Source organism: Marmoricola sp. Leaf446, assembly GCF_001424755.1.
Lineage (GTDB): Bacteria > Actinomycetota > Actinomycetes > Propionibacteriales > Nocardioidaceae > Marmoricola.
The window spans coordinates 374663-396451 of sequence record NZ_LMRF01000001.1; the positions used below are offsets into that span (position 1 = coordinate 374663).

The window sequence follows — 21789 nt, forward strand, 5'->3', positions numbered from 1 at the left end:
GGCGTGGCGGCGGGTGCGAGAATCGGGCACGTGCCGACCAGCGACCTCCTCCTCGCGCTGCGGGCCGCCGGGGTCACCGACGCCGACGACTCCGACCTGACCCGCACCCTCTACGCCAGCGACGCCGGCCTCTACCGGATCCCGCCCCGGGTGGTGGTCCGGCCGCGCCACACCGACGAGGTCGTGGCGACGCTCGCGGTCGCGCGGGAGAGCGGCGTACCCCTGACGATGCGGGGGGCGGGCACCTCGATCGCCGGCAACGCGATCGGCGCCGGCATCGTGCTCGACACCACCCGGCACCTCAACCGGGTGCTCGACATCGACCGCGAGGCCGGGGTGGCCCACGTCCAGCCCGGCACCGTGCACGCCATCCTGCAGAAGCAGGCGGTGCCGCTCGGGCTGCGCTTCGGGCCCGACCCCTCGACCCACACCCGTTGCACGATCGGCGGGATGATCGGCAACAACGCCTGCGGCTCCCGGGCGCTCGGCTACGGCCGCACCGTCGACAACGTCGAGGGCCTGACCGTGCTGCTGGCCGACGGGAGCGTCGTACGGGCCGACACGACGGGGGGCGCGCCCGCCGCGCTGACCGACCTCGTCGACGCGCAGCTGGCCACCGTCCGCACCGAGTTCGGTCGCTTCGGCCGTCAGGTCTCGGGCTACTCGATGGAGCACCTGCTGCCCGAGCGGGGCCGCCGCTTCGACCGCTTCCTGGCCGGCACCGAGGGCACCCTCGGGGTCGTGCTCGACGCCCACGTGCGACTGGTGCGCGACGCCCCCCACCGCGCCCTGGCCGTGCTGGCCTACACCGACATGGCCGAGGCCGCCGACGCCGTCCCGGCCCTGCTCGAGCACGACCTGGTGGCGTGCGAGGGCCTCGGCGAGCGGATCGTCGCCATGGTCACCGGCCACCCCGAGCTCCCCGTCGGCGGCGGCTGGCTGTTCGCCGAGGTCGTCGGCGAGACGGTGGCCGAGGTGGAGGCCGCGGCCCTCGCCGTCGCCCGGACCGCCGGGGTGCCGTTCCGCGTGGTCAGCGACGCCGCCGAGCAGGCCGCGCTGTGGAAGATCCGCGAGGACGGTGCCGGGCTCGCCGCCCGCTCGCTGAGCCGACCGGCCCAGGCCGGCTGGGAGGACGCCGCGGTGCCCCCGGCGAAGCTCGGCGCCTACCTGCGCGAGTTCGAGGCGCTGCTGCGCGAGAGCCGTCTCGACGGCGTGCCCTACGGCCACTTCGGCGACGGCTGCGTGCACGTGCGCATCGACTTCGAGCTGGAGGACGCCGGCGGCCGCGACCGCTACCGCGCGTTCGTCGAGCAGGCCGCCGACCTGGTCGCGGGCTACGGCGGGTCGATGTCGGGCGAGCACGGCGACGGCCGTGCGCGCTCGGAGCTGCTGCCCAAGATGTACTCCCCGCAGGCGATGGCGCTCATGGAGCAGGCCAAGCGGGTGCTCGACCCCACCGGACTGCTCAACCCCGGCGTGCTGGTCGACCCGGCCCCCTTCGACGCCGACCTGCGGCTCGCCCAGCCGCTGCCCGGGCTGCGGACCACCCTGCGGCTCACCCACGACGGCGGGTCGCTGACCGACGCCGTGCACCGCTGCACGGGCGTGGGCAAGTGCGTCGCGGACAACACGGCCGGAGGCGGGGTGATGTGCCCGTCGTACCTCGCCACCCGGGAGGAGAAGGACTCCACCCGCGGCCGCGCCCACGTCCTGCAGGACGTCGTCAACGGCACCCTCGACGTGCGCAGCGACGCCGTCGCCGACGCCCTCGACCTGTGCCTGTCCTGCAAGGGGTGCGCCCGCGACTGCCCCACGGGCGTCGACATGGCGACCTACAAGTCCGAGGTGCTGTCCCAGAAGTACGCCGGGCGGCTGCGCCCCCGCTCCCACTACGCCCTGGGGCAGCTGCCGCGCTGGGCCCGGATGACACCGCCGCGGCTGGCCAACGCGATGCTGCGCAGCCGGACCGTCGCCCGGGTCGCGAAGGCCGCCGCCGGGGTCGACCAGCGCCGCTCGCTGCCGTACTTCTCCGAGCGGCCGCTGCGCGCGCCGGCCGGACGCCGGGCCGACCGCCCCGCCGAGGACGCCCACGGCGTGGACCCGACCGTCGACGTGTGGGTCTGGGCCGACTCCTTCACCGACCGGTTCGCCGCCGACACCGGCCGCGCCGCCCTCGAGCTGCTCCGCTCCACCGGGCTGCGTGTCGAGGTCGTCCCCGACCCGGCCTGCTGCGGGCTGACGTGGATCACCACCGGCCAGCTCTCCGCGGCCCGCCGGATCGTGTCCGGAGCGGTGGCCACGCTGCACCGCTACGTCGCCTCCGGTGCCCAGGTCGTCGCCCTGGAGCCCAGCTGCCTGGCCGCGATGCGCGAGGACGCCGTCCAGCTCGTCGACGACCCCCGCGCGGCCGAGGTCGCGGCCGGGCTGCGCTCGCTCGCCGAGCTGCTGGCCGGGCTCGTGGCCGAGGGCCGCTGGACCCCGCCCGACCTGACCGGGGTCGAGGTCGTCGCGCAGCCCCACTGCCACCACCACGCCGTGGTCGGTTGGGCCACCGACGCCGCGCTGCTCGCGCAGACCGGCGCGACGGTCACGCGGGTGGGCGGTTGCTGCGGGCTGGCGGGCAACTTCGGCGTGGAGGTCGGGCACTACGAGACGAGCGTCGCCGTGGCCGAGCACGACCTGCTGCCCGCCGTACGGGCTGCGGGGCCGGACGCCCTCGTGCTCGCCGACGGCTTCTCCTGCCGCACCCAGCTCGACGACCTCGCCGACCGCCCCGCCCTCCACCTCGCCGAGCTGCTCCTCCGCGGCACCCCGCGCTGACGGCCAGCGGGCGGGCGGCGCGCCGGATCTAGGTGCGGGCTCGCGGCTCACCGGGGGAGCGGAGGCGCTCGACGGTCGACATGACGTGGAAGACGACGATGGCGGCGACGGTGCCCAGCGCGATGCCGTTGAGGCTGATGTCGCCGGAGGTGAAGGTGTAGTTGGCGATGCCGACGACCAGGGCGGTGGCGGCGGTGAACTGGTTGACCGGGCGGGAGAAGTCGACGCGGTTGTCGATCCAGATCTTCACGCCGATGACGCCGATCAGGCCGTAGAGGGCGGTGGTGACGCCGCCGAGCACGCCCGGCGGGACGGTGTTGACCAGGGCGCCGACCTTGGGCAGGAAGCCCAGGGCGATCGCGAAGGCGCCGGCCACCCAGTACGCCGCGGTGGAGTAGACCTTGGTCGCAGCCATCACCCCGATGTTCTCGCCGTACGTCGTGGTGCCGGACCCGCCGCCCAGGCCGGCGACCGTGGTCGCCAGGCCGTCGGCGAGCAGCGCCCGCCCGGTCTCCGCGTTCAGGGACTCGTCGGCGAGGTGGGCGACGCTGCGCACGTGGCCGACGTTCTCGGCGACGAGCACCAGCACGACCGGCAGGAACGCCGGCAGCACCGACCACGCCACGGTGGGGGAGCCGAAGTCGGGCAGGCCCACCCAGGCGGCCTCGCCGACCGGGGCGAAGTCGACCTGGCCGGCGAGCACCGCGGCGACGTAGCCCACGACGACGCCGAAGAAGATCGAGAGCCGGGCGACCAACCCGCGGAAGGCCACGGTCCACAGCAGCACCGCGGCCAGGGTCAGCACCGCCACCCACGGGGCCTGCACGAAGTTGTCACGGGCGGCCGGCGCCAGGTTGAGGCCGATCAGCGCGACGATCGCGCCGGCGACGACCGGCGGCATCAGCACGTCGATCCAGCCGGTGCCGGTCACGGTGACGACCAGCCCGACCAGGGCCAGCACGATGCCCACCACGACGATGCCGAACAGCGCTGCGCCCTGGCCGCCGGACGCGGTGGCCGCGCCGATCGGGGCGAGGAAGGCGAACGAGGAGCCGAGGTAGCTGGGCAGCCGGTTGCGGGTGACCAGCAGGAACAGGATGGTGCCGACGCCGGAGAAGAACAGCGTCGTGGTGGGCGGGAAGCCGGTGAGCACCGGCACCAGGAAGGTCGCCCCGAACATCGCCACCACGTGCTGCAGCCCGAGCCCGATCGTCGCGGGCCACGCGAGCCGCTCGTCGGGTCGGACGATCTCGCCCTCGGTGATGGTGGTGCCGTCGCCGTGCAGCTTCCAGGTCAGTGCCATGGGCGGCACTCTGACGCATCGGTGTGACGGCCGCGTGACGAGGGTCCGCCCGCCGTGCGCCGGGGCCGCGTGCCCGGCCGACCGGGCTCGTTTTGACCCTCGTGGGGCCGGCCGGTAATCTCATCCCTTGTGTCTGGTAACGCCAGGCCCGTCCGCGTGCCCTGAATCCAGCGCAGCGCGTCACCGCACCATCACACGCAACACCGTCGTGCCCGGCAGAGCGCCGCGTACTGAGAGTCGACAAGAGAGGGAACCACCAGGTGCCCACGATCAACCAGCTGGTCCGCAAGGGCCGACAGGACAAGGTGTCCAAGAACAAGACGCCTGCCCTGAAGGGTTCGCCCCAGCGACGCGGTGTCTGCACCCGCGTCTACACCACCACCCCGAAGAAGCCGAACTCTGCCCTCCGCAAGGTCGCCCGCGTGCGCCTGTCGAGCGGCATCGAGGTCACGGCCTACATCCCGGGCGTGGGCCACAACCTCCAGGAGCACTCCATCGTGCTCGTCCGCGGCGGCCGGGTGAAGGACCTCCCCGGCGTCCGCTACAAGATCATCCGCGGCTCGCTGGACACGCAGGGCGTGAAGAACCGCAAGCAGGCCCGCAGCCGCTACGGCGCGAAGAAGGAGAAGAGCTAATGCCCCGCAAGGGTCCCGCCCCGAAGCGGCCGATCGTCACCGACCCGGTCTACGGCTCGCAGCTGGTCTCGCAGCTCGTCTCCAAGATCCTGCAGGACGGCAAGAAGCAGGTCGCCCAGCGCATCGTCTACAACGCCCTCGAGGGCACCCGCGAGAAGACCGGCACCGACCCGGTCGTCACGCTCAAGCGCGCGCTCGACAACGTCAAGCCCTCCATCGAGGTCAAGTCCCGCCGCGTCGGCGGTGCGACCTACCAGGTGCCGATCGAGGTCAAGCCCAACCGGAGCACGACCCTGGCCCTGCGCTGGCTCGTCGGCTACTCCGCGGCCCGCCGCGAGAAGACCATGTCCGAGCGACTGATGAACGAGATCCTCGACGCGTCCAACGGCCTCGGCGCCGCTGTGAAGAAGCGTGAGGACACCCACAAGATGGCCGAGTCCAACAAGGCCTTCGCGCACTACCGCTGGTGATCTCCCGGTACGCCGCCGCGACCTGCGGCGGCGTGCCGATCACCTGACACACCGACAACCGAGGGGATCGAAGACCTACCGTGGCCGTCGACATCACCACCGACCTCAACCAGGTCCGCAACATCGGCATCATGGCGCACATCGACGCCGGCAAGACCACCACCACCGAGCGCATCCTCTTCTACACCGGGGTCACCTACAAGATCGGTGAGGTCCACGAGGGCGCTGCGACGATGGACTGGATGGAGCAGGAGCAGGAGCGTGGCATCACGATCACGTCCGCTGCGACCACCTGCTGGTGGAAGAACCACCAGATCAACATCATCGACACCCCCGGGCACGTCGACTTCACCGCCGAGGTCGAGCGCTCGCTGCGCGTCCTCGACGGCGCGGTCGCGGTCTTCGACGGTGTCGCGGGTGTCGAGCCCCAGACCATGACCGTGTGGCGGCAGGCCAACAAGTACTCCGTCCCGCGGATGTGCTTCGTCAACAAGCTCGACCGCACCGGCGCGGACTTCTTCCGCTGCGTGGACATGATGGTCGAGCGCCTCAACTCCACCCCGCTCGTGCTCCAGCTGCCCATCGGCGCGGAGTCCGACTTCCTCGGTGTCGTCGACCTGGTGGGCATGCGTGCCCTGACCTGGCGCGGCGAGACCAAGATGGGCGAGGACTACGAGGTCGAGGAGATCCCCGCGGAGCTGGCCGAGCAGGCCGCCGAGTACCGCGAGAAGCTGCTCGAGACCCTCTCCGACGTCGACGACGACATCATGGAGAAGTTCCTCGAGGGCGAGGAGTTCACCGTCGAGGAGCTGGAGTCCGCGATCCGTCGCGCCACGCTCGCCGACAAGGTCAACCCCGTCCTGTGCGGCACCGCGTTCAAGAACAAGGGCGTGCAGCCCCTGCTCGACGCCGTCGTGAAGTTCCTGCCCTCGCCGCTCGACATCGACGGCATCCAGGGCCACTCGGTCAAGGACGAGGACGAGGTCATCGTCCGGCAGCCCAGCGACGACGAGCCCTTCTCCGGCCTGGCGTACAAGATCGCGACCGACCCGCACCTGGGCAAGCTGATCTACGTGCGCGTCTACTCCGGAAAGCTCGTCGCCGGCTCGACCGTGGTCAACTCGGTCAACGGCCGCAAGGAGCGGATCGGCAAGGTCTACCAGATGCACGCGAACAAGCGTGAGGAGATCGCGTCGGTCGGCGCCGGCCAGATCGTGGCCGTCATGGGCCTCAAGGACACCAAGACCGGTCACACGCTGAGCGACCCGGCCCACCCGGTGATCCTGGAGTCGATGACCTTCCCCGCCCCCGTGATCGAGGTGGCCATCGAGCCCAAGACCAAGGGCGACCAGGAGAAGCTCGGCACCGCGATCCAGCGCCTGTCCGACGAGGACCCCACGTTCACCGTCAAGGCGGACGAGGAGACCGGCCAGACCATCATCGCCGGCATGGGCGAGCTCCACCTCGAGATCCTGGTCGACCGGATGAAGCGTGAGTTCCGCGTCGAGGCCACCGTCGGCAAGCCGCAGGTCGCCTACCGCGAGACCATCCGCAAGAAGGTCGAGAAGCACGGCTACACCCACAAGAAGCAGACCGGTGGGTCCGGCCAGTTCGCAAAGGTGCAGATCAGCCTGGAGCCGAACGTCGACCCCGAGACCGGTCTCGGTGCGGGCTACGAGTTCGTCAACAACGTCTCCGGCGGTCGCGTCCCCAAGGAGTACATCCCCTCGGTGGACCAGGGCGGCCAGGACGCCATGGAGTTCGGCGTGCTCGCCGGCTACCCCATGGTCGACGTGAAGTTCACGCTCGAGGACGGCGCCTACCACGACGTCGACTCCTCCGAGCTGGCCTTCAAGATCGCCGGCAACCAGGCCTTCAAGGAGGCCGCCCGCATGGCCAAGCCGGTCCTGCTGGAGCCGATGTTCGCGGTCGAGGTCGTCACCCCGGAGTCCTTCATGGGCGACGTGATCGGCGACATCAACTCGCGTCGCGGCCAGGTCCGCGCGATGTCGGAGCGCTCGGGCGACCGCGTGGTCGATGCCCTCGTGCCGCTGTCGGAGATGTTCGGGTACGTTGGTGACCTGCGGTCGAAGACCTCTGGCCAGGCGTCGTACTCGATGGAGTTCGACTCCTACGCCGAGGTTCCCCAGAACGTCGCCGACGAGATCGTCAAGAAGGTCCGCGGCGAGTAGTCGCGCGGCCTGCTGCACCACCCCGTAGTTCACCCACGAGTCAAGAACAACAACAGGAGGAGCCCCCGTGGCTAAGGCGAAGTTCGAGCGGACCAAGCCGCACGTCAACATCGGAACCATCGGTCACATCGACCACGGCAAGACGACGTTGACCGCAGCGATCACCAAGGTCCTGCACAACAAGTACCCCGACCTCAACGCCGCCTCGGCCTTCGACGAGATCGACAAGGCCCCCGAGGAGCGTCAGCGCGGCATCACCATCTCGATCGCGCACGTCGAGTACCAGACCGAGAACCGGCACTACGCGCACGTCGACTGCCCCGGTCACGCGGACTACATCAAGAACATGATCACCGGTGCCGCGCAGATGGACGGCGCGATCCTGGTCGTGGCCGCCACCGACGGCCCGATGCCGCAGACCCGCGAGCACGTGCTGCTCGCCCGCCAGGTCGGCGTCCCCGCCCTGGTCGTCGCGCTGAACAAGTGCGACATGGTCGACGACGAGGAGCTCATCGAGCTCGTCGAGATGGAGGTGCGCGAGCTCCTCTCCGAGTACGAGTACGACGGCGACGACATCCCCGTCGTCCAGGTCGCTGCCTTCCCGGCGCTCCAGGGCGACGAGAAGTGGGGCGAGTCGATCCTCAAGCTCATGGACGCGGTGGACGAGTACATCCCGCAGCCCGTGCGTGAGACCGAGAAGCCCTTCCTCATGCCCGTCGAGGACGTCTTCACGATCACCGGTCGTGGCACCGTCATCACCGGTCGCATCGAGCGCGGCATCGTCAAGGTCAACGAGACCGTCGACATCATCGGCATCCGCGAGGGCAAGCAGTCCTCGACGGTCACCGGCATCGAGATGTTCCGCAAGCTGCTCGACACCGGCGAGGCCGGCGAGAACGTCGGGCTGCTGCTCCGCGGCACCAAGCGCGAGGACGTCGAGCGCGGCATGGTCGTGATCAAGCCCGGCACGACCACCCCGCACACCAACTTCGAGGCCTCGGTCTACATCCTCTCGAAGGAGGAGGGCGGCCGTCACACGCCGTTCTTCAACAACTACCGTCCGCAGTTCTACTTCCGGACCACGGACGTGACCGGCGTGGTGACCCTCCCCGAGGGTCGCGAGATGGTCATGCCCGGCGACAACACCGACATGTCGGTCGAGCTGATCCAGCCGATCGCCATGGAGGACGGCCTCCGCTTCGCGATCCGCGAGGGTGGCCGCACCGTCGGCGCCGGCCGCGTCACCAAGATCACCAAGTGATCTAGCTCGACCTCTCGAAGGCCCCGGACCTGCTGGTCCGGGGCCTTCGTGCGTCCCGGGCCCTGGACGCCGAGGTGGGCCGGTCGGCCGCCTCCGCGCACGGGGCCGCCGCGAGCCACCACGGCCCGGGTGCGGTGCCGTCAACCCCGGGAGGGGAGGATGTCGGCCGTGGAACAGCGCTCACCTGCGACCCGGGACCAGCTGCCGCCGGCCCGACCGCACCAGAAGTACACCGAGGACGGCCAGCGGATGCGGGAGGTCCTCACCTACTCCCGACGCGGCAGCCGGTTCACGCCCTCGCAGCAGGAGTCGTGGGACGCCCACCACGAGCGTTGGGTCGTCCCCGACCACCGGGTCGACCAGCCCGGCTTCGACTGGGACGCGCTGTTCGGCCGGTCGGCCCCCCGCATCGTCGAGATCGGGTCGGGCGTGGGCGAGGCCACCGCCGTGCTGGCGGCCGCGCGGCCGGCGTACGACGTGGTGGCGCTGGAGGTCTGGCGTCCCGGGGTCGCCCACACCCTCGGGCTGCTCGCGGACGCGGGGGCCGACAACGTGCGGCTGCTCTCCGTCGACGCGGTGTGGTGCCTGGAGCACCTGTTCGCCCCGGGCTCGGTCAGCGCGCTGTGGACGTTCTTCCCCGACCCCTGGCCCAAGAAGCGGCACCACAAGCGTCGGCTGGTGACGCCTGAGTTCGCCGCGCTGGTGGCCTCGCGGCTGCGGCCGGGCGGGGAGTGGCGGCTGGCCACCGATTGGAGCGAGTACGCCGCCCAGATGGCCTCGGTGATCGACGCGACCGACGGGCTGACCGGCGGCGTCGTCGAGCGCTGGGCCGAGCGACCGGTGACGAAGTTCGAGCGCAAGGGCGTCGAGGCGGGGCGCCCGATCACGGACCTGCGCTACACCCGCGACTCCTGACCCGCGACGACTACTGCGGGAGGTCCTGCCCGGGTGACGGGCGTGGCTGCCAGACCAGGCCCGCCGCGGTGAGGGCGTGCTCGAGGCGCATCCGCTCCGCCTCGCGCTCCAGGCCGTAGAGCGGCAGCGAGAGCAGGCTGGTGGGCACCTCGAGCGCGGTCCCGGCGGCGGCCAGCCGCTCGTCGTACGCCAGCTGGACGCCCTGCTGCTTGGCCATCCGCGTGCCCGGTCGGGGGTGGTGCACGTCGGGGTGCAGCCGCCGCAGGTCGGCGGCGAGCTTTTCCAGCGGCGGCCCCGTGGGTGCCTCGGGACGGCGGCGGCGGGGGAGACGGGGGCCGACGACCCGCGCGCACCACGCCCAGGCGCGGGGCGCCCGCCCCAGCCCGACCAGCAGCGCGACGGGGACCAGGGAGATCCCCACCACCTGCAGCAGGCCCACGAGGACGGTGCGGTCCATCTCTCGACGCTAGGTCCGTCGGCGCGCCGGGACAAGGCCGCGGGTGCCGGTGGTCTCGCCCGGTGGCGGGATCACGGCGGTCCACGACCGTCGGCGGCCCGGCGGCGCGGGGACCGGGCGGCCTAGGATCCGCGGGTGTCCACCACCCCGGCCCGCCGCGCCGACGCGGCCCGTGCGCTCGGCTCCTCCCGGGCCTGGTGGGTGGCGCTGGCGACCATGGCGGCCCTGGTGGCCACCGCCGGTTTCCGCAGCTCCACCGGCGCGCTGCTGGAGCCGCTGGAGGCGGAGTTCGGCTGGTCGCGGACCACCACCTCGGGCGCGGTCACCCTCAACCTCGTGGTCTACGGGCTCACCGCCCCCTTCGCGGCCGCGCTGATGGAGCGCCTGGGCGTACGCCGCGTGGCCGCCGGCGGGCTGCTGCTGGTGGCCGCCGGGTCCGGGCTGACCCTGGTGATGACCCAGGCGTGGCAGCTGTGGCTGCTGTGGGGGATCCCGGTCGGGGTCGGCACCGGCTCGATGGCGCTCGTCTTCGGTGCGGTCGTGGCCAACCGGTGGTTCGTGGCGCGTCGTGGCCTGGTGACCGGGCTGTTCTCGGCCGCCAGCTCGGCCGGGCAGCTGGTCTTCCTCCCGACCATCGCGCGGCTGGCCGCGGAGCCGGGCTGGCGGTGGGCGGCCGGGCTGGTCGCCGCGGCCGCGCTGCTGCTCGTGCCCGTGGTCGCGCTGGTGCTGCGCGACCGCCCCTCCGACGTGGGCCAGGTGCCCCACGGCGCCCCTGCGTCGTACGTCGACCCGCCGCTCGACCACGACGGCCCCGGTGCCGCCCGCACCACGCTGCTGACGCTGCGCCAGGTCGCTCGCAGCCGGGTGTTCTGGGCGCTGTTCGCCAGCTTCTGGATCTGCGGCTGGTCGACCAACGGCCTGGTCGGCACCCACTTCATCCCGGCGGCCCACGACCACGGCATGCCGGCCACCACCTCGGCCTCGCTGCTGGCGCTGATCGGGGTCTTCGACATCGTCGGCACGATCGCCTCGGGGTGGCTCACCGACCGGGTCGACCCCCGCCTGCTGCTGGTCGTCTACTACACGCTGCGGGGGCTCTCGCTGCTCGTGGTCCCCTCGCTGCTGGGCCCCGACGTGGCGCCCAGCCTGTTCCTGTTCGTGGTCTTCTACGGCCTCGACTGGGTGGCCACGGTGCCGCCGACGGTCGCGCTGTGCCGCGTGCACTTCGGGCTCGCACGGTCCGGCGTGGTCTTCGGCTGGGTGTTCGCGGCCCACATGGTCGGCGCCGGCGTCGCGGCGACGTACGCCGGCTGGGTGCGGGAGGCGACCGGCGACTACCAGGGCGCCTGGCTGACGGCGGGCGGTCTGTGCGTGGCGGCCGCCGTGATGTGCGCGACCGTCCCGCGCGCGCCGCGGGAGGCGGTCGAGCCCGCCGCGGCCGGGCCCGAGGACACCGCCCAGATCTAGGTCAGTGGCGCCGGGCGAGCCGCTGCCGCTGGGCGACCTCGCCGCGCAGCCGGCGCTCGTCGCGGGCGCGCCGCTCGGCGCTGACGGCGGCGAGGAAGGCCCCCGGCGGGGTGCCGGGCGGTGGGGCCGGGGCGACGTGGCGCGACACCTCGGCCGCGGTGCGCAGCAGCAGCCGCTCGTGGGCCCGGGGGTCCAGGCCCTCGCCGCGGCCGAGCAGTCGGTGCACGGTGAGCGCGAGGGCGTCGGGGAGCGGGGCGATGTCGGCCCGTGCGGCCCAGGCCGCCAGCGGCGGCGGCATCGTCACCGGCCACGGGAGGCGCAGCGCGAAGCGGTCGCGCACGACGTAGGTCCCGGCCACGAGGTCGCCCAGGCGCTTGCCCCGGCGGCTGAGCAGCGCCGAGACGAGGGCGGGCACGCCCGCCATCACCCAGATCTCGACCACGCTCAGCAGGTGGCGCACGACGCAGTGGTGGAACGACGGCGGACCGGCGTCGTCGCGGACGGTGCGCAGCCCCAGCACCAGCTTGCCGAGCGAGCGCCCCGACGTCAGCGTCTCCACCACGGCCGGGCCGAGCACGAGCGTCGCCGCGGTCACCACCACCGAGCCCGCGGCGGCGAGCGCCTCGTCGGGCGCGGCGATCGCCACCAGCACGAGCCCGAGCACGAGCAGCACGCCCTGGGCCACCAGGTCGACGAGGCCCGACAGCACGCGTACGCCGAGCGACGCGGCCGGCAGGTCCAGCGCGACCGCCTCCCCGGTGACCAGGAGGTCGCCCGCACCCCAGGCGCCGGCGTCACCGTCCTCGGACCCCCAGTCGGGCGCGGCAGCACTCACCGGGCCAGCGTAGGGCGCCCTACCCTGGCCCGGTGGACATCGACGCCTTCGTGGGGGTGCACCAGCCGACCTGGCAGCGGCTGGAGGACCTGACGCGCCGGGCGCCACGCACCGGGGCGGAGGCCGACGAGCTGGTCGAGCTCTACCAGGAGGTCGCCACCCACCTGAGCGCCATCCGCTCCAGCTCGCCCGAGCCGCAGGTGGTGGCCTACCTCAGCGGGCTGCTCGCCCGGGCGCGGGTCCGGGCCGGCGGCACCCGGACGCCCGCCTGGTCGGGCGTCGCCGACTTCTTCTGCCGCCGGTTCCCGGCCGCGCTCTACCGCACCCGCCGGTGGTGGATGACGACGATGTTGGCCAGCTACGCCGTCGCCGCGGTGATGGTCTGGTGGCTGCTGGAGCACCCCCAGGTCGAGCAGTCGCTGCTGGACCCGGCGCAGGTGAGGCAGCTGGTCGAGAACGACTTCGAGGGCTACTACTCCGAGTCGGCCGCGGGCAGCTTCTCGGCGCAGGTGTGGACCAACAACGCCTGGGTGGCCGCGCTCTGCATCGCCCTCGGGGTGCTCGGCGCACCCGTGCTGTGGGTGCTGCTGCAGAACCTGCTCAACCTGGCCGTGGTCGCCTCACTCATGATCCGCTACGACCGCACCGCGCTCTTCTTCGGACTGATCACGCCCCACGGCCTGCTGGAGCTCACGGCCGTCTTCGTCGCCGCGGGGACCGGGCTGCGGCTGTTCTGGTCGTGGGTGGTGCCCGGCGACCGCACCCGCGGCCAGTCGCTCGCCGCGGAGGGTCGCAGCGCGGGCGGGGTGGCGCTGGGGCTGGTGGTGGTGCTGCTGGTCTCGGGGGTGATCGAGGGCTTCGTGACGCCGTCCGGGCTGCCGACGTGGGCGCGGGTGGGGATCGGGGTCGTGGCCGAGGTGCTGTTCCTGGCCTACGTGTGGGTGCTGGGCCGGCGCGCCGTACGGGCGGGGCACACCGGGGACGTCGACGACTCGCTGCTGGAGGACCGGGTGGCCACGGCCGGGTAGCCGGGCCGGCTCACAGCTGCCCGCGCGCCTTGAGGTCGAGGTAGTGGTCGGCCAGGCGCACCGCGAGCTGGTCGGCGTCGACGTCGAGCACGTCCACGCCCAGCGTCGCGAGCAGCCGGCCGGTGCGCTCCCGTCCGGTCGAGGCCTGCTCGGCGGCCGCGGCGGCGTACGTCGTGGCGGGGTCGTCACGGACCCGGGCGAGCCGGTCGATCTCGGGGTCGCGCACCGAGGCCAGGACGACGCGGTGCCGTGCGACCAGCGGGGCCACGAGCGGCAGCAGGCCGTTCTCGACGGCGGCGGGCTCGAGCGGGCTCAGCAGCACCACCAGCGAGCGCTGGCGGGTGAGGCCGTCCACGGCGCCGACCAGCCGTCGCCAGTCGGTCTCGGCGAGCACGGGCTGCAGCCCCGCCATCGCCTCCTGCACCGTCTCGACCTGGCCGGGTCCGCCGCGGATCCGGGAGCGGACCGCGAGGTCGCCCGCCACGAAGTGCACCCGGTCGCCGGCGCGACCCGCGAGCGTGGCGAGCAGCAGTGCGGCGTCCATCGCGGCGTCCAGGCGCGGCACGTCGTCGACGCGGCCGGCCGAGGTGCGTCCGGTGTCGAGCACGAGCACCACCCGGCGGTCGCGCTCGGGCTGCCAGGTGCGGACCACCACCGAGCGGCTCCGGGCACTGGCCCGCCAATCGACGCTGCGGACGTCGTCGCCGAGGACGTACTCCCGCAGCGAGTCGAACTCCGTGCCCTGCCCGCGCACCCGCACCGACGCCCGTCCGTCGAGCTCGCGCAGCCGCGCCAGCCGGCCGGGGAGGTGGCGCAGCGAGGGGAACGCCGGCAGCGCCCGCACCGTCCCGGCGACCTCCCGGGTGTGCTGCCGGGCGGCGAGCCGCAGCGGGCCGAGCGAGCGGACGGTGACGTGGTCGGCGCGGAGGTCGCCGCGCCGCCCGGGCCGCAGACCGGTGGTCAGCGTCCGGCTCCCGCCCGGCGCCAGGTCGAGCGGGTGCCGCGTCCCCGTCGCTCCGGCGGAGGGCTGCCAGGCGTCGCGCAGCGCTCCTCGGAAGCGGCGGCGGCCCGGGTGGGTCACCACGAGCGTGGTGGCGGTGGGCTCGCCGACGCGCACCCGCGCCGAGGTGCGGCGGCGTACGTCCAGGGCCGCGGGGCGCGCGGCCAGCGCGAGGTCGAGCGCGACGACCAGCGCGGTGGCGAGCAGCCACAGGCCCGCCGTGCTCGTGGTCGGGCGCAGCACCACGACCGGCACCCCGAGCAGCAGCAGGGCCGGGACCCGCCAGGTCAGTGCCACGCCGGCCTAGCGGGGGACCGGCACGGAGGCGATCGCGGTGTCGAGGACCTGGTCGACGGCGACACCGTCGAGCTCGGCCTCGGGACGCAGTGCCAGCCGGTGGGCGAGGGTCGCGTGGGCCAGCGCCTTGACGTCGTCGGGGGTGACGAAGTCGCGGCCGCTCAGCCACGCCCACGCCCGGCTGGCCCGCAGCAGCGCCGTCGCACCACGGGGGCTGACGCCGAGCGAGAGCGACGGCGACGCCCGGGTCGCGCGGGCGAGGTCGACGATGTAGGCGCCGACCTCCTCGCTGACGCGCACCGCGCGGACCGCGGCGATGCCGGCCTCGACGTGGGCGGCGCCGGCCACGGGTCGCACCCCGGCCCCGCGGACGTCCTGGGGGTCGAACCCCTCGACGTGGCGCCGCAGGATCGCCACCTCCTGGGCGCGGTCGGGCAGCGGCAGCTGCAGCTTGAGCAGGAACCGGTCCAGCTGGGCCTCGGGAAGCGGGTAGGTGCCCTCGTACTCCACGGGGTTCTGCGTCGCCGCCACCAGGAAGGGGCTGGGCAACCGCCGGGTGACCCCGTCGGAGGAGACCTGGCCCTCCTCCATGGCCTCGAGCAGCGCCGACTGCGTCTTGGGGGGTGTCCGGTTGACCTCGTCGGCGAGCAGCAGGTGGGTGAAGACCGGGCCCTCGCGGAAGCGGAGCTCGCCGGCCCCGCCCTCGATCACCATCGAGCCGGTCAGGTCGCCGGGCATCAGGTCGGGGGTGAACTGCACCCGTTTCGTGCCCACGTCGAGCGCCGCGGCGAGGCTGCGCACCAGCAGGGTCTTGGCCACGCCGGGCACGCCCTCCAGCAGCACGTGGCCGCGGGCCAGCAGCGCCACCAGCAGGCCGGACACGGCTGCGTCCTGGCCCACCACCGCCTTGGCCACCTCGCGCCGCACGGCGGTCAGGGCGTCGTGGGCCGCGGCGGCGTCGGGCCCGCTCCGGCTCGTCTCGGTCGTCATGCTCGGTGCACCTCGTCCTCCAGGTCGTGCAGACGCTGGCCGAGGTCGACCAGCTGGGTGTCGTCGGTGGGGCTGGGGGGCCGCAGCAGCGCCGTGACCTCGTCGGTGCGGCGTCCGGTGCGGGCGGCGACCGCGGCGACGAGCGCCTCGAGCGGCGCGTCGGTCGGGAGCCGCAGCCGGGCGTGCAGCCGGCGTCGGGTGGCGGTCACCAGCGCGGTCGCCGCGTGGGCGCGGTCACCGGCGCGCCGGTAGAGCCGTCCGCGGCTGTGGGTCGACTCCGCCGCCCGGACCACCACCGGGAGCGGCTCGGTCGCCAGCGGCCCGAAGCGCCGCCCCCGCCACAGCACCAGGGCCACGGTGGCCGCCCCGAGCAGCAGCAGCGAGGGGAGCAGCGCCGGCGGCAGCAGCGCCCCCAGCGCAGAGCCCTCGTCGACGGGGGCGTCGGCGAGGTCGGGGACGTACCAGACGACGCGGTCGCCCTGCCCGAGCAGGCGCAGCCCGAGCGCGGCGGCACCGGCCCGCGTCACGTGCTCGTTGGCCAGGACCGAGCCCCCGGCCAGGCCCCAGGTGGTGCCGTCGCGGGTCAGCGCCACGGTGCCGTCCACGCCGAAGCAGCCGGGCGCCTCGAGGCCGAGGCCCCCGCGGACCCGCAGCGCCAGGTCGCCGGCCAGCGGGTCGGCGCAGCGGGCCGGCCGGGTGCCGTCGCGCAGCGGTGCGGTGTCGAGGTCCAGCCGCTCCGCCACGGCGTCGGCCTCCCCGGCGTACACCAGGGCCGCGGCGCGGGCCGCGTGACGCTCGAGCCGGCGCTGGGTGGTGGGCACGAGGTCCTCCGGCGCCGTGACGACGACCGTGTCCTGCTCCCCGACCCGGCGCTCCAGCAGTGCCTCCTGCCCGCGCACCACCGCGACCTCGACCCCCTCGCGCTCCAGCACCCGCGCCAGGGCACGGGCGCCGTCGGGGCCGGGGTTGTCGGGGTCCAGCGGGGTGCCGGTGGCGGCCCCGTCCCGGCCCAGCACCGTCACCACGACGAGCACCAGCAGCACCAGGGCGCCCAACAGCCAGGGGGTGCGGGAGCGTCGGGGTCGGTCCAGGCCGTCGGGGGCGAGGGCGGCCGTCGCGGCGGCGTACGTCACCGAGGCACCGCGCCCACGGTGCCGGTCACCGCGGTGCCGGGCGTCGCCGCGGCGACCCGGCCCTCGAGGTCGAGCGCCGACCGCGCCGCCGGCTCGTCGGCCGGTCGGTCGCCGTAGCGGACCTCGTCGAAGCGCCGGCCCAGGCCGTCGAGCGGCTCGCGCTCCCCGGCGAACCGTCGTCCCGCCGCCGTCACGACCTCGTGGACGGTCAGCCCGGGCTGCTCGTCGAGGAGGCCCCGGTCGACGAGCCCGACGGCCAGGGCACGCACCGCCTCGACCACGGCGTCGTCCCACCGCCCCGCGTCGTACGCCGCGCGGGCGGAGGCCCGGTGCTCGGCCGCCTCCAGCCGGACCTCGCCGAACACCGTGGGGGCCGGGGTGGCCCGCGCCGGGTCCCGACGGAGACGGGACAGGGCGAGCACCGCGGCCCCGAGCAGGAGGAGCAGCAGCCCCACGGACGCGGCCCGACCGAGACCGTCCCCACCCTGCGCCGCCGCCCCGACCAGGTCCGAGACCCACCCGAGCACGCGCTGCAGGAAGGGCTCGCGGTACTCCGAACCCTCCAGCTCGCGCTGCAGCAGCCGCCGCGCCTCGTCCGGGCCGGGGTCGAGCAGCAGAGCTGCTGTCGCCGGGGTCACGGGCGTCACCGCCGCAGGGTCTCGTCGAGCAGCGTGATGTCGAGCCCCTCCTTGCGGAACCGCTGGTCGACGTACTGCAGACCGGTGACGCCGGCCGTGAACGGCCCGACCAGCGCCCCGGTAAGGACGGAGCCGACGTTGGAGGCCAGCAGCAGGCCCGGCAGGCCCCAGGCGGGTGGCAGCACGAACGCCAGCACCGCCCCCAGCACGCCGAACGGGACAGCGACCACCTGGCTCGCCACCCCGGCGACGAGGCTGGCCAGCAGGGCGATGCCGAACAGCCGCCAGAACTGCCCCCGGCTCAGCGCGCCGGCGCGCCGCAGCGAGGCCACCACCCCGAGCTCCTCGAGGACCAGCGCAGGGGCGGCGAGCAGCAGGAAGCGCGTCCAGAGCCAGACCGTCGCCACCACGGCGGCGAGTCCCAGCAGGATCCCGAGCACGACGCCGAGCGCCACGCTGTCGGTCACGGCCCAGGCCAGCACCCCGAGCGCGAGGGGCACTGCGAGCAGCACCACCGAGACCAGGCCGCCGAGCAGGCTGAGGCCGACGAGCGCGAGCAACCGGCCCCGGGTGCGTCGCCAGGCCTCGCCGGCGCGCATCGGCCGACCGACGACGGCGGCACCGACCACCCGCACGATCAGGCCGGCGATGACGACGGTCGCGAGCGCGCTGAAGACCGTGCTCACCCCGAGCAGGCCGTAGTAGGAGGCGCCACCCGCACCGGCGAACGGGTCCTCGGAGGCGGCGACGTCGAAGCCGGGCGAGGTCCCGGCGAGGCCGACCGCGACGGACGCGACCGCGGGGAGCAGCATGAACAGCGCCGAGACGAGCAGGGCGAGGCCGATGGTCGCGCGGGGGTTGCGCTGGATGGTCTGCACCGCCCCGCCGAGCAGGTCGCCCAGGGTCAGGGGCCGCAGCGGCACCACTCCGGGACGCGCCACGGGCGGCCCCCACGGCCCTACGGGGCTCGTGGGCGGCAGCGGCGCCCGGCCCTGGTGGTGCGGGCCCGGTGCTCCGGGCGGGGGCGCCGACCCCGGAGGTGGGTACGACGGGGGAGGCTGTGCCCGTCCCCACGGATCGTGCGTCATCTGGCTCCCCCCGGACGGGCCGTGACGGCCGGACCGCAGCGCCGACCTGCGCTCATCCTGCCAGCAGGGCGCCGGCGCGCCCCCGATTTGGCGGTCCGCGGGCCTCTCTGTCAAGATAGTCCGGTTGCTCCGGCGGGGTCGCCGGGGCGCGGACATTGACTTCTGAACAGGTTCTCCTGAGCCGTCCTTCGACGGTGTTCGTGGTCGTGCGTCCGCGCCGCACCAGGAGACCCCGTTCAGCCCGGCCCCCCGGGCTTCACCGGAAGTCTTCGACCCGCACTGCGACTGGCATGGTCGCGCGTTCTGGAAAGCGCGCGACACGCCCGACCGCGGGGGTCGGAGGAAGCCGATGAGGACACAGGGCGGACCGCCTCACCGAGGAGGTCCGAGACCATCGCAGGACTACGAAGCGAAGGACGTCGTTTGATGGCGGGACAGAAGATCCGCATCAGGCTCAAGGCCTATGACCACGAGGTGATCGACACCTCGGCGCGGAAGATCGTCGACACCGTGACCCGGACGGGCGCGAAGGTGGCCGGCCCCGTGCCGCTGCCGACGGAGAAGAACGTCTACTGCGTCATCCGCTCGCCCCACAAGTACAAGGACTCCCGCGAGCACTTCGAGATGCGCACGCACAAGCGCCTCATCGACATCATTGACCCCACGCCGAAGACGGTCGACTCGCTCATGCGACTCGACCTGCCTGCCGGCGTCGACATCGAGATCAAGCTCTGAGGTCGTCATCATGGCTAGTACTTTCGAACGCAACCTGAAGGGGCTGCTGGGCACCAAGCTCGGCATGACCCAGGCGTGGGACGAGAACAACCGCATCGTCCCCCTCACCGTCATCGCGGCCGGGACCAACGTGGTCACCCAGGTCCGCACGCCCGACAAGGACGGCTACAACGCCGTCCAGATCGGCTTCGGCGAGATCGAGGGCCGCAAGGTGGGCAAGCCCGCCGCCGGCCACTTCGACAAGGCCGGGGTCACGCCTCGCCGCCACGTCGCCGAGATCCGCACCAGCGACGCCGCCAGCTACGAGGTCGGCCAGGAGCTGACCACCGAGCTGTTCGCCGCCGGCGAGGTCATCGACGTCACCGCGACCAGCAAGGGCAAGGGCTTCGCCGGCACCATGAAGCGTCACGGCTTCTCCGGCGTGGGCGCCTCGCACGGTGCGCACCGCAACCACCGCAAGCCCGGCTCGATCGGCGCCTGCGCCACCCCGGGTCGCGTGTTCCGCGGCACGCGGATGTCGGGCCGGATGGGCACCGACACCGTCACCACGCAGAACGTCACCGTGCACGCGGTCGACGTGGAGAAGGGCCTGATCCTGATCCAGGGCGCCGTCCCCGGCCCCAAGGGCGGGCTCGTCCTGATCCGCTCGGCCGCCAAGAAGACCCAGGAGGCCGGAGCATGAGCACCGTCAACGTCGACCTCCCCGCCGAGATCTTCGGCGTCGAGACCAACGTCCCGCTGATCCACCAGGTCGTCGTGGCCCAGCAGGCTGCGGCCCGCCAGGGCACGCACGCGACCAAGACCCGCGGCGAGGTCCGCGGCGGTGGTCGCAAGCCCTACAAGCAGAAGGGCACCGGCCGCGCCCGTCAGGGCTCGACCCGCGCGCCCCAGTTCGCCGGCGGTGGCACCGTCCACGGCCCGCAGCCGCGTGACTACGACCAGCGCACCCCCAAGAAGATGAAGGCCGCCGCGCTCCGCGGTGCCCTCTCCGACCGGGCGCGCGCCGGCCGCATCCACGTGGTCGACCAGCTGGTCGAGGGCTCCGTGCCCACGACCAAGGCCGCGGTCAAGGCGCTTAAGGGCCTGTCCGACCGTCGCCGCCAGCTGGTCGTGCTGGAGCGCGACGACGCCGTCACGTGGCTCTCGCTGCGCAACGTCGCGTCGGTGCACCTGATCGCCGTGGACCAGCTCAACACCTACGACGTGCTCCTCGCCGACGACGTCGTCTTCTCCAAGGGCGCCTACGACGCGTTCGTCAGCGGTGCCGCCGCGGCGAGCTCGCGCCGGGCGACCGTGGTCGAGGCCCCGGCGCACGACGAGCAGCCCACCGCCACGACCGACGAGGAGGCCACCAAGTGAGCACCCTGCACAAGGACCACCGTGACGTCCTGATCGCGCCCGTGGTGAGCGAGAAGAGCTACAACCTCCTCGACGCCAACAAGTACACCTTCCTGGTGCGCCCGGACGCCAACAAGACCGAGATCAAGGTCGCGGTCGAGAAGGTGTTCGACGTCAAGGTGACCTCGGTCAACACGCTGAACCGCCCCGGCAAGACGCGCCGCACGCGCAACGGCCTGGGCAAGCGCAAGGACACCAAGCGCGCCATCGTCAGCCTGGCCGAGGGCCACCGCATCGACATCTTCACCGGCCCGGTCGGCTGACCGGGCGAGGAGCTGAGGAACTCACATGGCTATCCGCAAGTACAAGCCGACCACCCCGGGCCGTCGTGGCTCGTCGGTCGCCGACTTCGTCGAGATCACGCGCACCACGCCCGAGAAGTCGCTGGTCCGCCCGCTGCCCAAGAAGGGCGGCCGCAACAACCAGGGCCGGATCACGACCCGGCACCAGGGTGGCGGTCACAAGCGCGCCTACCGCATCATCGACTTCCGTCGCTACGACAAGGACGGCGTCCCCGCGGTCGTCGCGCACATCGAGTACGACCCCAACCGCACCGCGCGGATCGCGCTGCTGCACTACGCCGACGGCGAGAAGCGCTACATCATCGCGCCCGTCGGGGTCGTGCAGGGCACCCGCCTGGAGGCCGGCGTCGGCTCCGACATCAAGCCGGGCAACAACCTGCCGCTGCGCAACATCCCCGTCGGCACCACGATCCACTGCGTCGAGCTCCGGCCCGGCGGCGGTGCCAAGATCGCCCGGTCCGCCGGCAACAGCGCCCAGCTCGTGGCCAAGGAGGGTTCGCGCGCCCAGCTGCGGATGCCCTCCGGCGAGATGCGCTACGTCGACGTCCGCTGCCGCGCCACGATCGGCGAGGTCGGCAACGCCGAGCAGTCCAACATCAACTGGGGCAAGGCCGGCCGCATGCGGTGGAAGGGCAAGCGCCCGACCGTCCGCGGTGTCGTGATGAACCCCGTCGACCACCCGCACGGTGGTGGCGAGGGCAAGACCTCCGGTGGTCGCCACCCGGTCTCGCCCTGGGGCAAGCCCGAGGGCCGCACGCGCAAGCGCAAGGCCAGCGACGCCCTCATCGTCCGCCGCCGCCGCTCCGGCAAGAACAAGCGCTGAGT

The 21789-nt window shown here is 73.4% G+C and carries 21 protein-coding genes; 13 read left to right on the top strand and 8 right to left on the bottom strand.

The features are described 5' to 3' along the window. Positions 1-30 precede the first annotated feature (30 nt). Positions 31-2820 carry an FAD-binding and (Fe-S)-binding domain-containing protein gene (locus ASG49_RS01660; protein ID WP_200936177.1) on the top strand — a complete coding sequence of 930 codons (2790 nt, stop codon included), beginning with the start codon at positions 31-33 and terminating at the stop codon, positions 2818-2820. A gap of 28 nt (positions 2821-2848) precedes the next feature. Here the strand turns inward: ASG49_RS01660 and ASG49_RS01665 are convergent, their stop codons facing one another. After that, positions 2849-4123, bottom strand: coding sequence for a uracil-xanthine permease family protein (locus tag ASG49_RS01665; RefSeq protein ID WP_056536238.1), 1275 nt, complete (start codon positions 4121-4123; stop codon positions 2849-2851). A gap of 260 nt (positions 4124-4383) precedes the next feature. Between ASG49_RS01665 and rpsL the strand changes: the two genes are divergently transcribed. The 5 genes from rpsL to trmB all read left to right on the top strand — a co-directional run bounded on the left by rpsL (position 4384) and on the right by trmB (position 9596). Further along, positions 4384-4758 (top strand): 30S ribosomal protein S12, encoded by a 375-nt coding sequence (gene rpsL / locus ASG49_RS01670; protein ID WP_027860526.1) that lies wholly within the window; start codon positions 4384-4386, stop codon positions 4756-4758. Beyond that, positions 4758-5228: a 30S ribosomal protein S7 gene (gene rpsG / locus ASG49_RS01675; RefSeq protein WP_056536240.1), complete on the top strand. Its 471-nt coding sequence runs from the start codon at positions 4758-4760 to the stop codon at positions 5226-5228. Before rpsL ends, rpsG begins: the two co-directional genes overlap by 1 nt. A gap of 131 nt (positions 5229-5359) precedes the next feature. Further along, a complete protein-coding gene (fusA, locus tag ASG49_RS01680; RefSeq protein WP_056539549.1) occupies positions 5360-7420 on the top strand; it encodes an elongation factor G in 2061 nt (686 codons plus the stop codon). Between the two features lie 67 nt (positions 7421-7487). Then, positions 7488-8681 (top strand): elongation factor Tu, encoded by a 1194-nt coding sequence (tuf, locus tag ASG49_RS01685; RefSeq protein WP_056536243.1) that lies wholly within the window; start codon positions 7488-7490, stop codon positions 8679-8681. Between the two features lie 168 nt (positions 8682-8849). Beyond that, a complete protein-coding gene (trmB, locus tag ASG49_RS01690; RefSeq protein ID WP_056539552.1) occupies positions 8850-9596 on the top strand; it encodes a tRNA (guanosine(46)-N7)-methyltransferase TrmB in 747 nt (248 codons plus the stop codon). A 10-nt stretch (positions 9597-9606) separates the two neighbouring features. Here trmB and ASG49_RS01695 read toward each other — a convergent pair whose 3' ends face one another. Further along, a complete protein-coding gene (locus ASG49_RS01695; protein ID WP_056536246.1) occupies positions 9607-10053 on the bottom strand; it encodes a hypothetical protein in 447 nt (148 codons plus the stop codon). A gap of 135 nt (positions 10054-10188) precedes the next feature. Here ASG49_RS01695 and ASG49_RS01700 point away from each other — a divergent pair, with 135 nt between their 5' ends. Beyond that, positions 10189-11520: an MFS transporter gene (locus ASG49_RS01700; protein WP_056536249.1), complete on the top strand. Its 1332-nt coding sequence runs from the start codon at positions 10189-10191 to the stop codon at positions 11518-11520. Between the two features lies 1 nt (position 11521). Here the strand turns inward: ASG49_RS01700 and ASG49_RS01705 are convergent, their stop codons facing one another. Beyond that, on the bottom strand, positions 11522-12355 hold the full coding sequence (locus ASG49_RS01705) for an RDD family protein (protein ID WP_082533707.1): 834 nt from the start codon (positions 12353-12355) through the stop codon (positions 11522-11524). A gap of 32 nt (positions 12356-12387) precedes the next feature. Here ASG49_RS01705 and ASG49_RS01710 point away from each other — a divergent pair, with 32 nt between their 5' ends. After that, positions 12388-13383: a stage II sporulation protein M gene (locus ASG49_RS01710; protein ID WP_056536253.1), complete on the top strand. Its 996-nt coding sequence runs from the start codon at positions 12388-12390 to the stop codon at positions 13381-13383. A gap of 10 nt (positions 13384-13393) precedes the next feature. Here the strand turns inward: ASG49_RS01710 and ASG49_RS01715 are convergent, their stop codons facing one another. From ASG49_RS01715 to ASG49_RS01735, 5 genes are read right to left on the bottom strand one after another with little or no spacing between them, the layout of a single operon-like run. Continuing rightward, positions 13394-14680, bottom strand: coding sequence for a DUF58 domain-containing protein (locus ASG49_RS01715; protein ID WP_056536256.1), 1287 nt, complete (start codon positions 14678-14680; stop codon positions 13394-13396). A 6-nt stretch (positions 14681-14686) separates the two neighbouring features. Then, positions 14687-15670, bottom strand: a complete 984-nt coding sequence (locus ASG49_RS01720) for a MoxR family ATPase (RefSeq protein WP_056536259.1) — start codon at positions 15668-15670, stop codon at positions 14687-14689. Next, a complete protein-coding gene (locus ASG49_RS01725) occupies positions 15667-16803 on the bottom strand; it encodes a DUF4350 domain-containing protein (RefSeq protein WP_056536262.1) in 1137 nt (378 codons plus the stop codon). The genes ASG49_RS01720 and ASG49_RS01725 overlap by 4 nt, the downstream gene beginning before the upstream one ends. Next, positions 16800-17450, bottom strand: a complete 651-nt coding sequence (locus ASG49_RS18835; RefSeq protein WP_056536265.1) for a DUF4129 domain-containing protein — start codon at positions 17448-17450, stop codon at positions 16800-16802. The genes ASG49_RS01725 and ASG49_RS18835 overlap by 4 nt, the downstream gene beginning before the upstream one ends. Beyond that, positions 17447-18382 carry a hypothetical protein gene (locus ASG49_RS01735; protein ID WP_156384145.1) on the bottom strand — a complete coding sequence of 312 codons (936 nt, stop codon included), beginning with the start codon at positions 18380-18382 and terminating at the stop codon, positions 17447-17449. Before ASG49_RS01735 ends, ASG49_RS18835 begins: the two co-directional genes overlap by 4 nt. Positions 18383-18955: 573 nt before the next feature. On the opposite strand from ASG49_RS01735, the gene rpsJ reads away from it, so the two are divergent. From rpsJ to rplB, 5 genes are read left to right on the top strand one after another with little or no spacing between them, the layout of a single operon-like run. Next, complete coding sequence (gene rpsJ / locus ASG49_RS01740) at positions 18956-19264, top strand: 30S ribosomal protein S10 (RefSeq protein WP_008360994.1); 309 nt, start codon at positions 18956-18958, stop codon at positions 19262-19264. Between the two features lie 10 nt (positions 19265-19274). Then, complete coding sequence (gene rplC, locus ASG49_RS01745) at positions 19275-19946, top strand: 50S ribosomal protein L3 (RefSeq protein WP_056536271.1); 672 nt, start codon at positions 19275-19277, stop codon at positions 19944-19946. Further along, entirely contained in the window at positions 19943-20623 is a 681-nt protein-coding gene (rplD, locus tag ASG49_RS01750) for a 50S ribosomal protein L4 (RefSeq protein WP_056536281.1), read from the top strand. Before rplC ends, rplD begins: the two co-directional genes overlap by 4 nt. After that, on the top strand, positions 20620-20925 hold the full coding sequence (gene rplW, locus ASG49_RS01755) for a 50S ribosomal protein L23 (RefSeq protein ID WP_056536284.1): 306 nt from the start codon (positions 20620-20622) through the stop codon (positions 20923-20925). The genes rplD and rplW overlap by 4 nt, the downstream gene beginning before the upstream one ends. 25 nt (positions 20926-20950) lie before the next feature. Continuing rightward, positions 20951-21787 carry a 50S ribosomal protein L2 gene (gene rplB, locus ASG49_RS01760; protein ID WP_056536293.1) on the top strand — a complete coding sequence of 279 codons (837 nt, stop codon included), beginning with the start codon at positions 20951-20953 and terminating at the stop codon, positions 21785-21787. The last annotated feature ends 2 nt before the right edge of the window (positions 21788-21789 follow it).

What these genes read in the sequence shown, in the direction of transcription:
- rplB (WP_056536293.1), top strand. Translation starts at nt 20,951, where the DNA reads ATGGCTATCCGCAAGTACAAGCCGACCACCCCGGGCCGTCGTGGCTCG.
- rplC (WP_056536271.1), top strand. Translation starts at nt 19,275, where the DNA reads ATGGCTAGTACTTTCGAACGCAACCTGAAGGGGCTGCTGGGCACCAAG.
- rplD (WP_056536281.1), top strand. Translation starts at nt 19,943, where the DNA reads ATGAGCACCGTCAACGTCGACCTCCCCGCCGAGATCTTCGGCGTCGAG.
- ASG49_RS01720 (WP_056536259.1), bottom strand. Translation starts at nt 15,670, where the DNA reads ATGACGACCGAGACGAGCCGGAGCGGGCCCGACGCCGCCGCGGCCCAC.
- rpsG (WP_056536240.1), top strand. Translation starts at nt 4,758, where the DNA reads ATGCCCCGCAAGGGTCCCGCCCCGAAGCGGCCGATCGTCACCGACCCG.
- ASG49_RS01695 (WP_056536246.1), bottom strand. Translation starts at nt 10,053, where the DNA reads ATGGACCGCACCGTCCTCGTGGGCCTGCTGCAGGTGGTGGGGATCTCC.
- fusA (WP_056539549.1), top strand. Translation starts at nt 5,360, where the DNA reads ATGGCGCACATCGACGCCGGCAAGACCACCACCACCGAGCGCATCCTC.
- ASG49_RS01665 (WP_056536238.1), bottom strand. Translation starts at nt 4,123, where the DNA reads ATGGCACTGACCTGGAAGCTGCACGGCGACGGCACCACCATCACCGAG.
- rpsJ (WP_008360994.1), top strand. Translation starts at nt 18,956, where the DNA reads ATGGCGGGACAGAAGATCCGCATCAGGCTCAAGGCCTATGACCACGAG.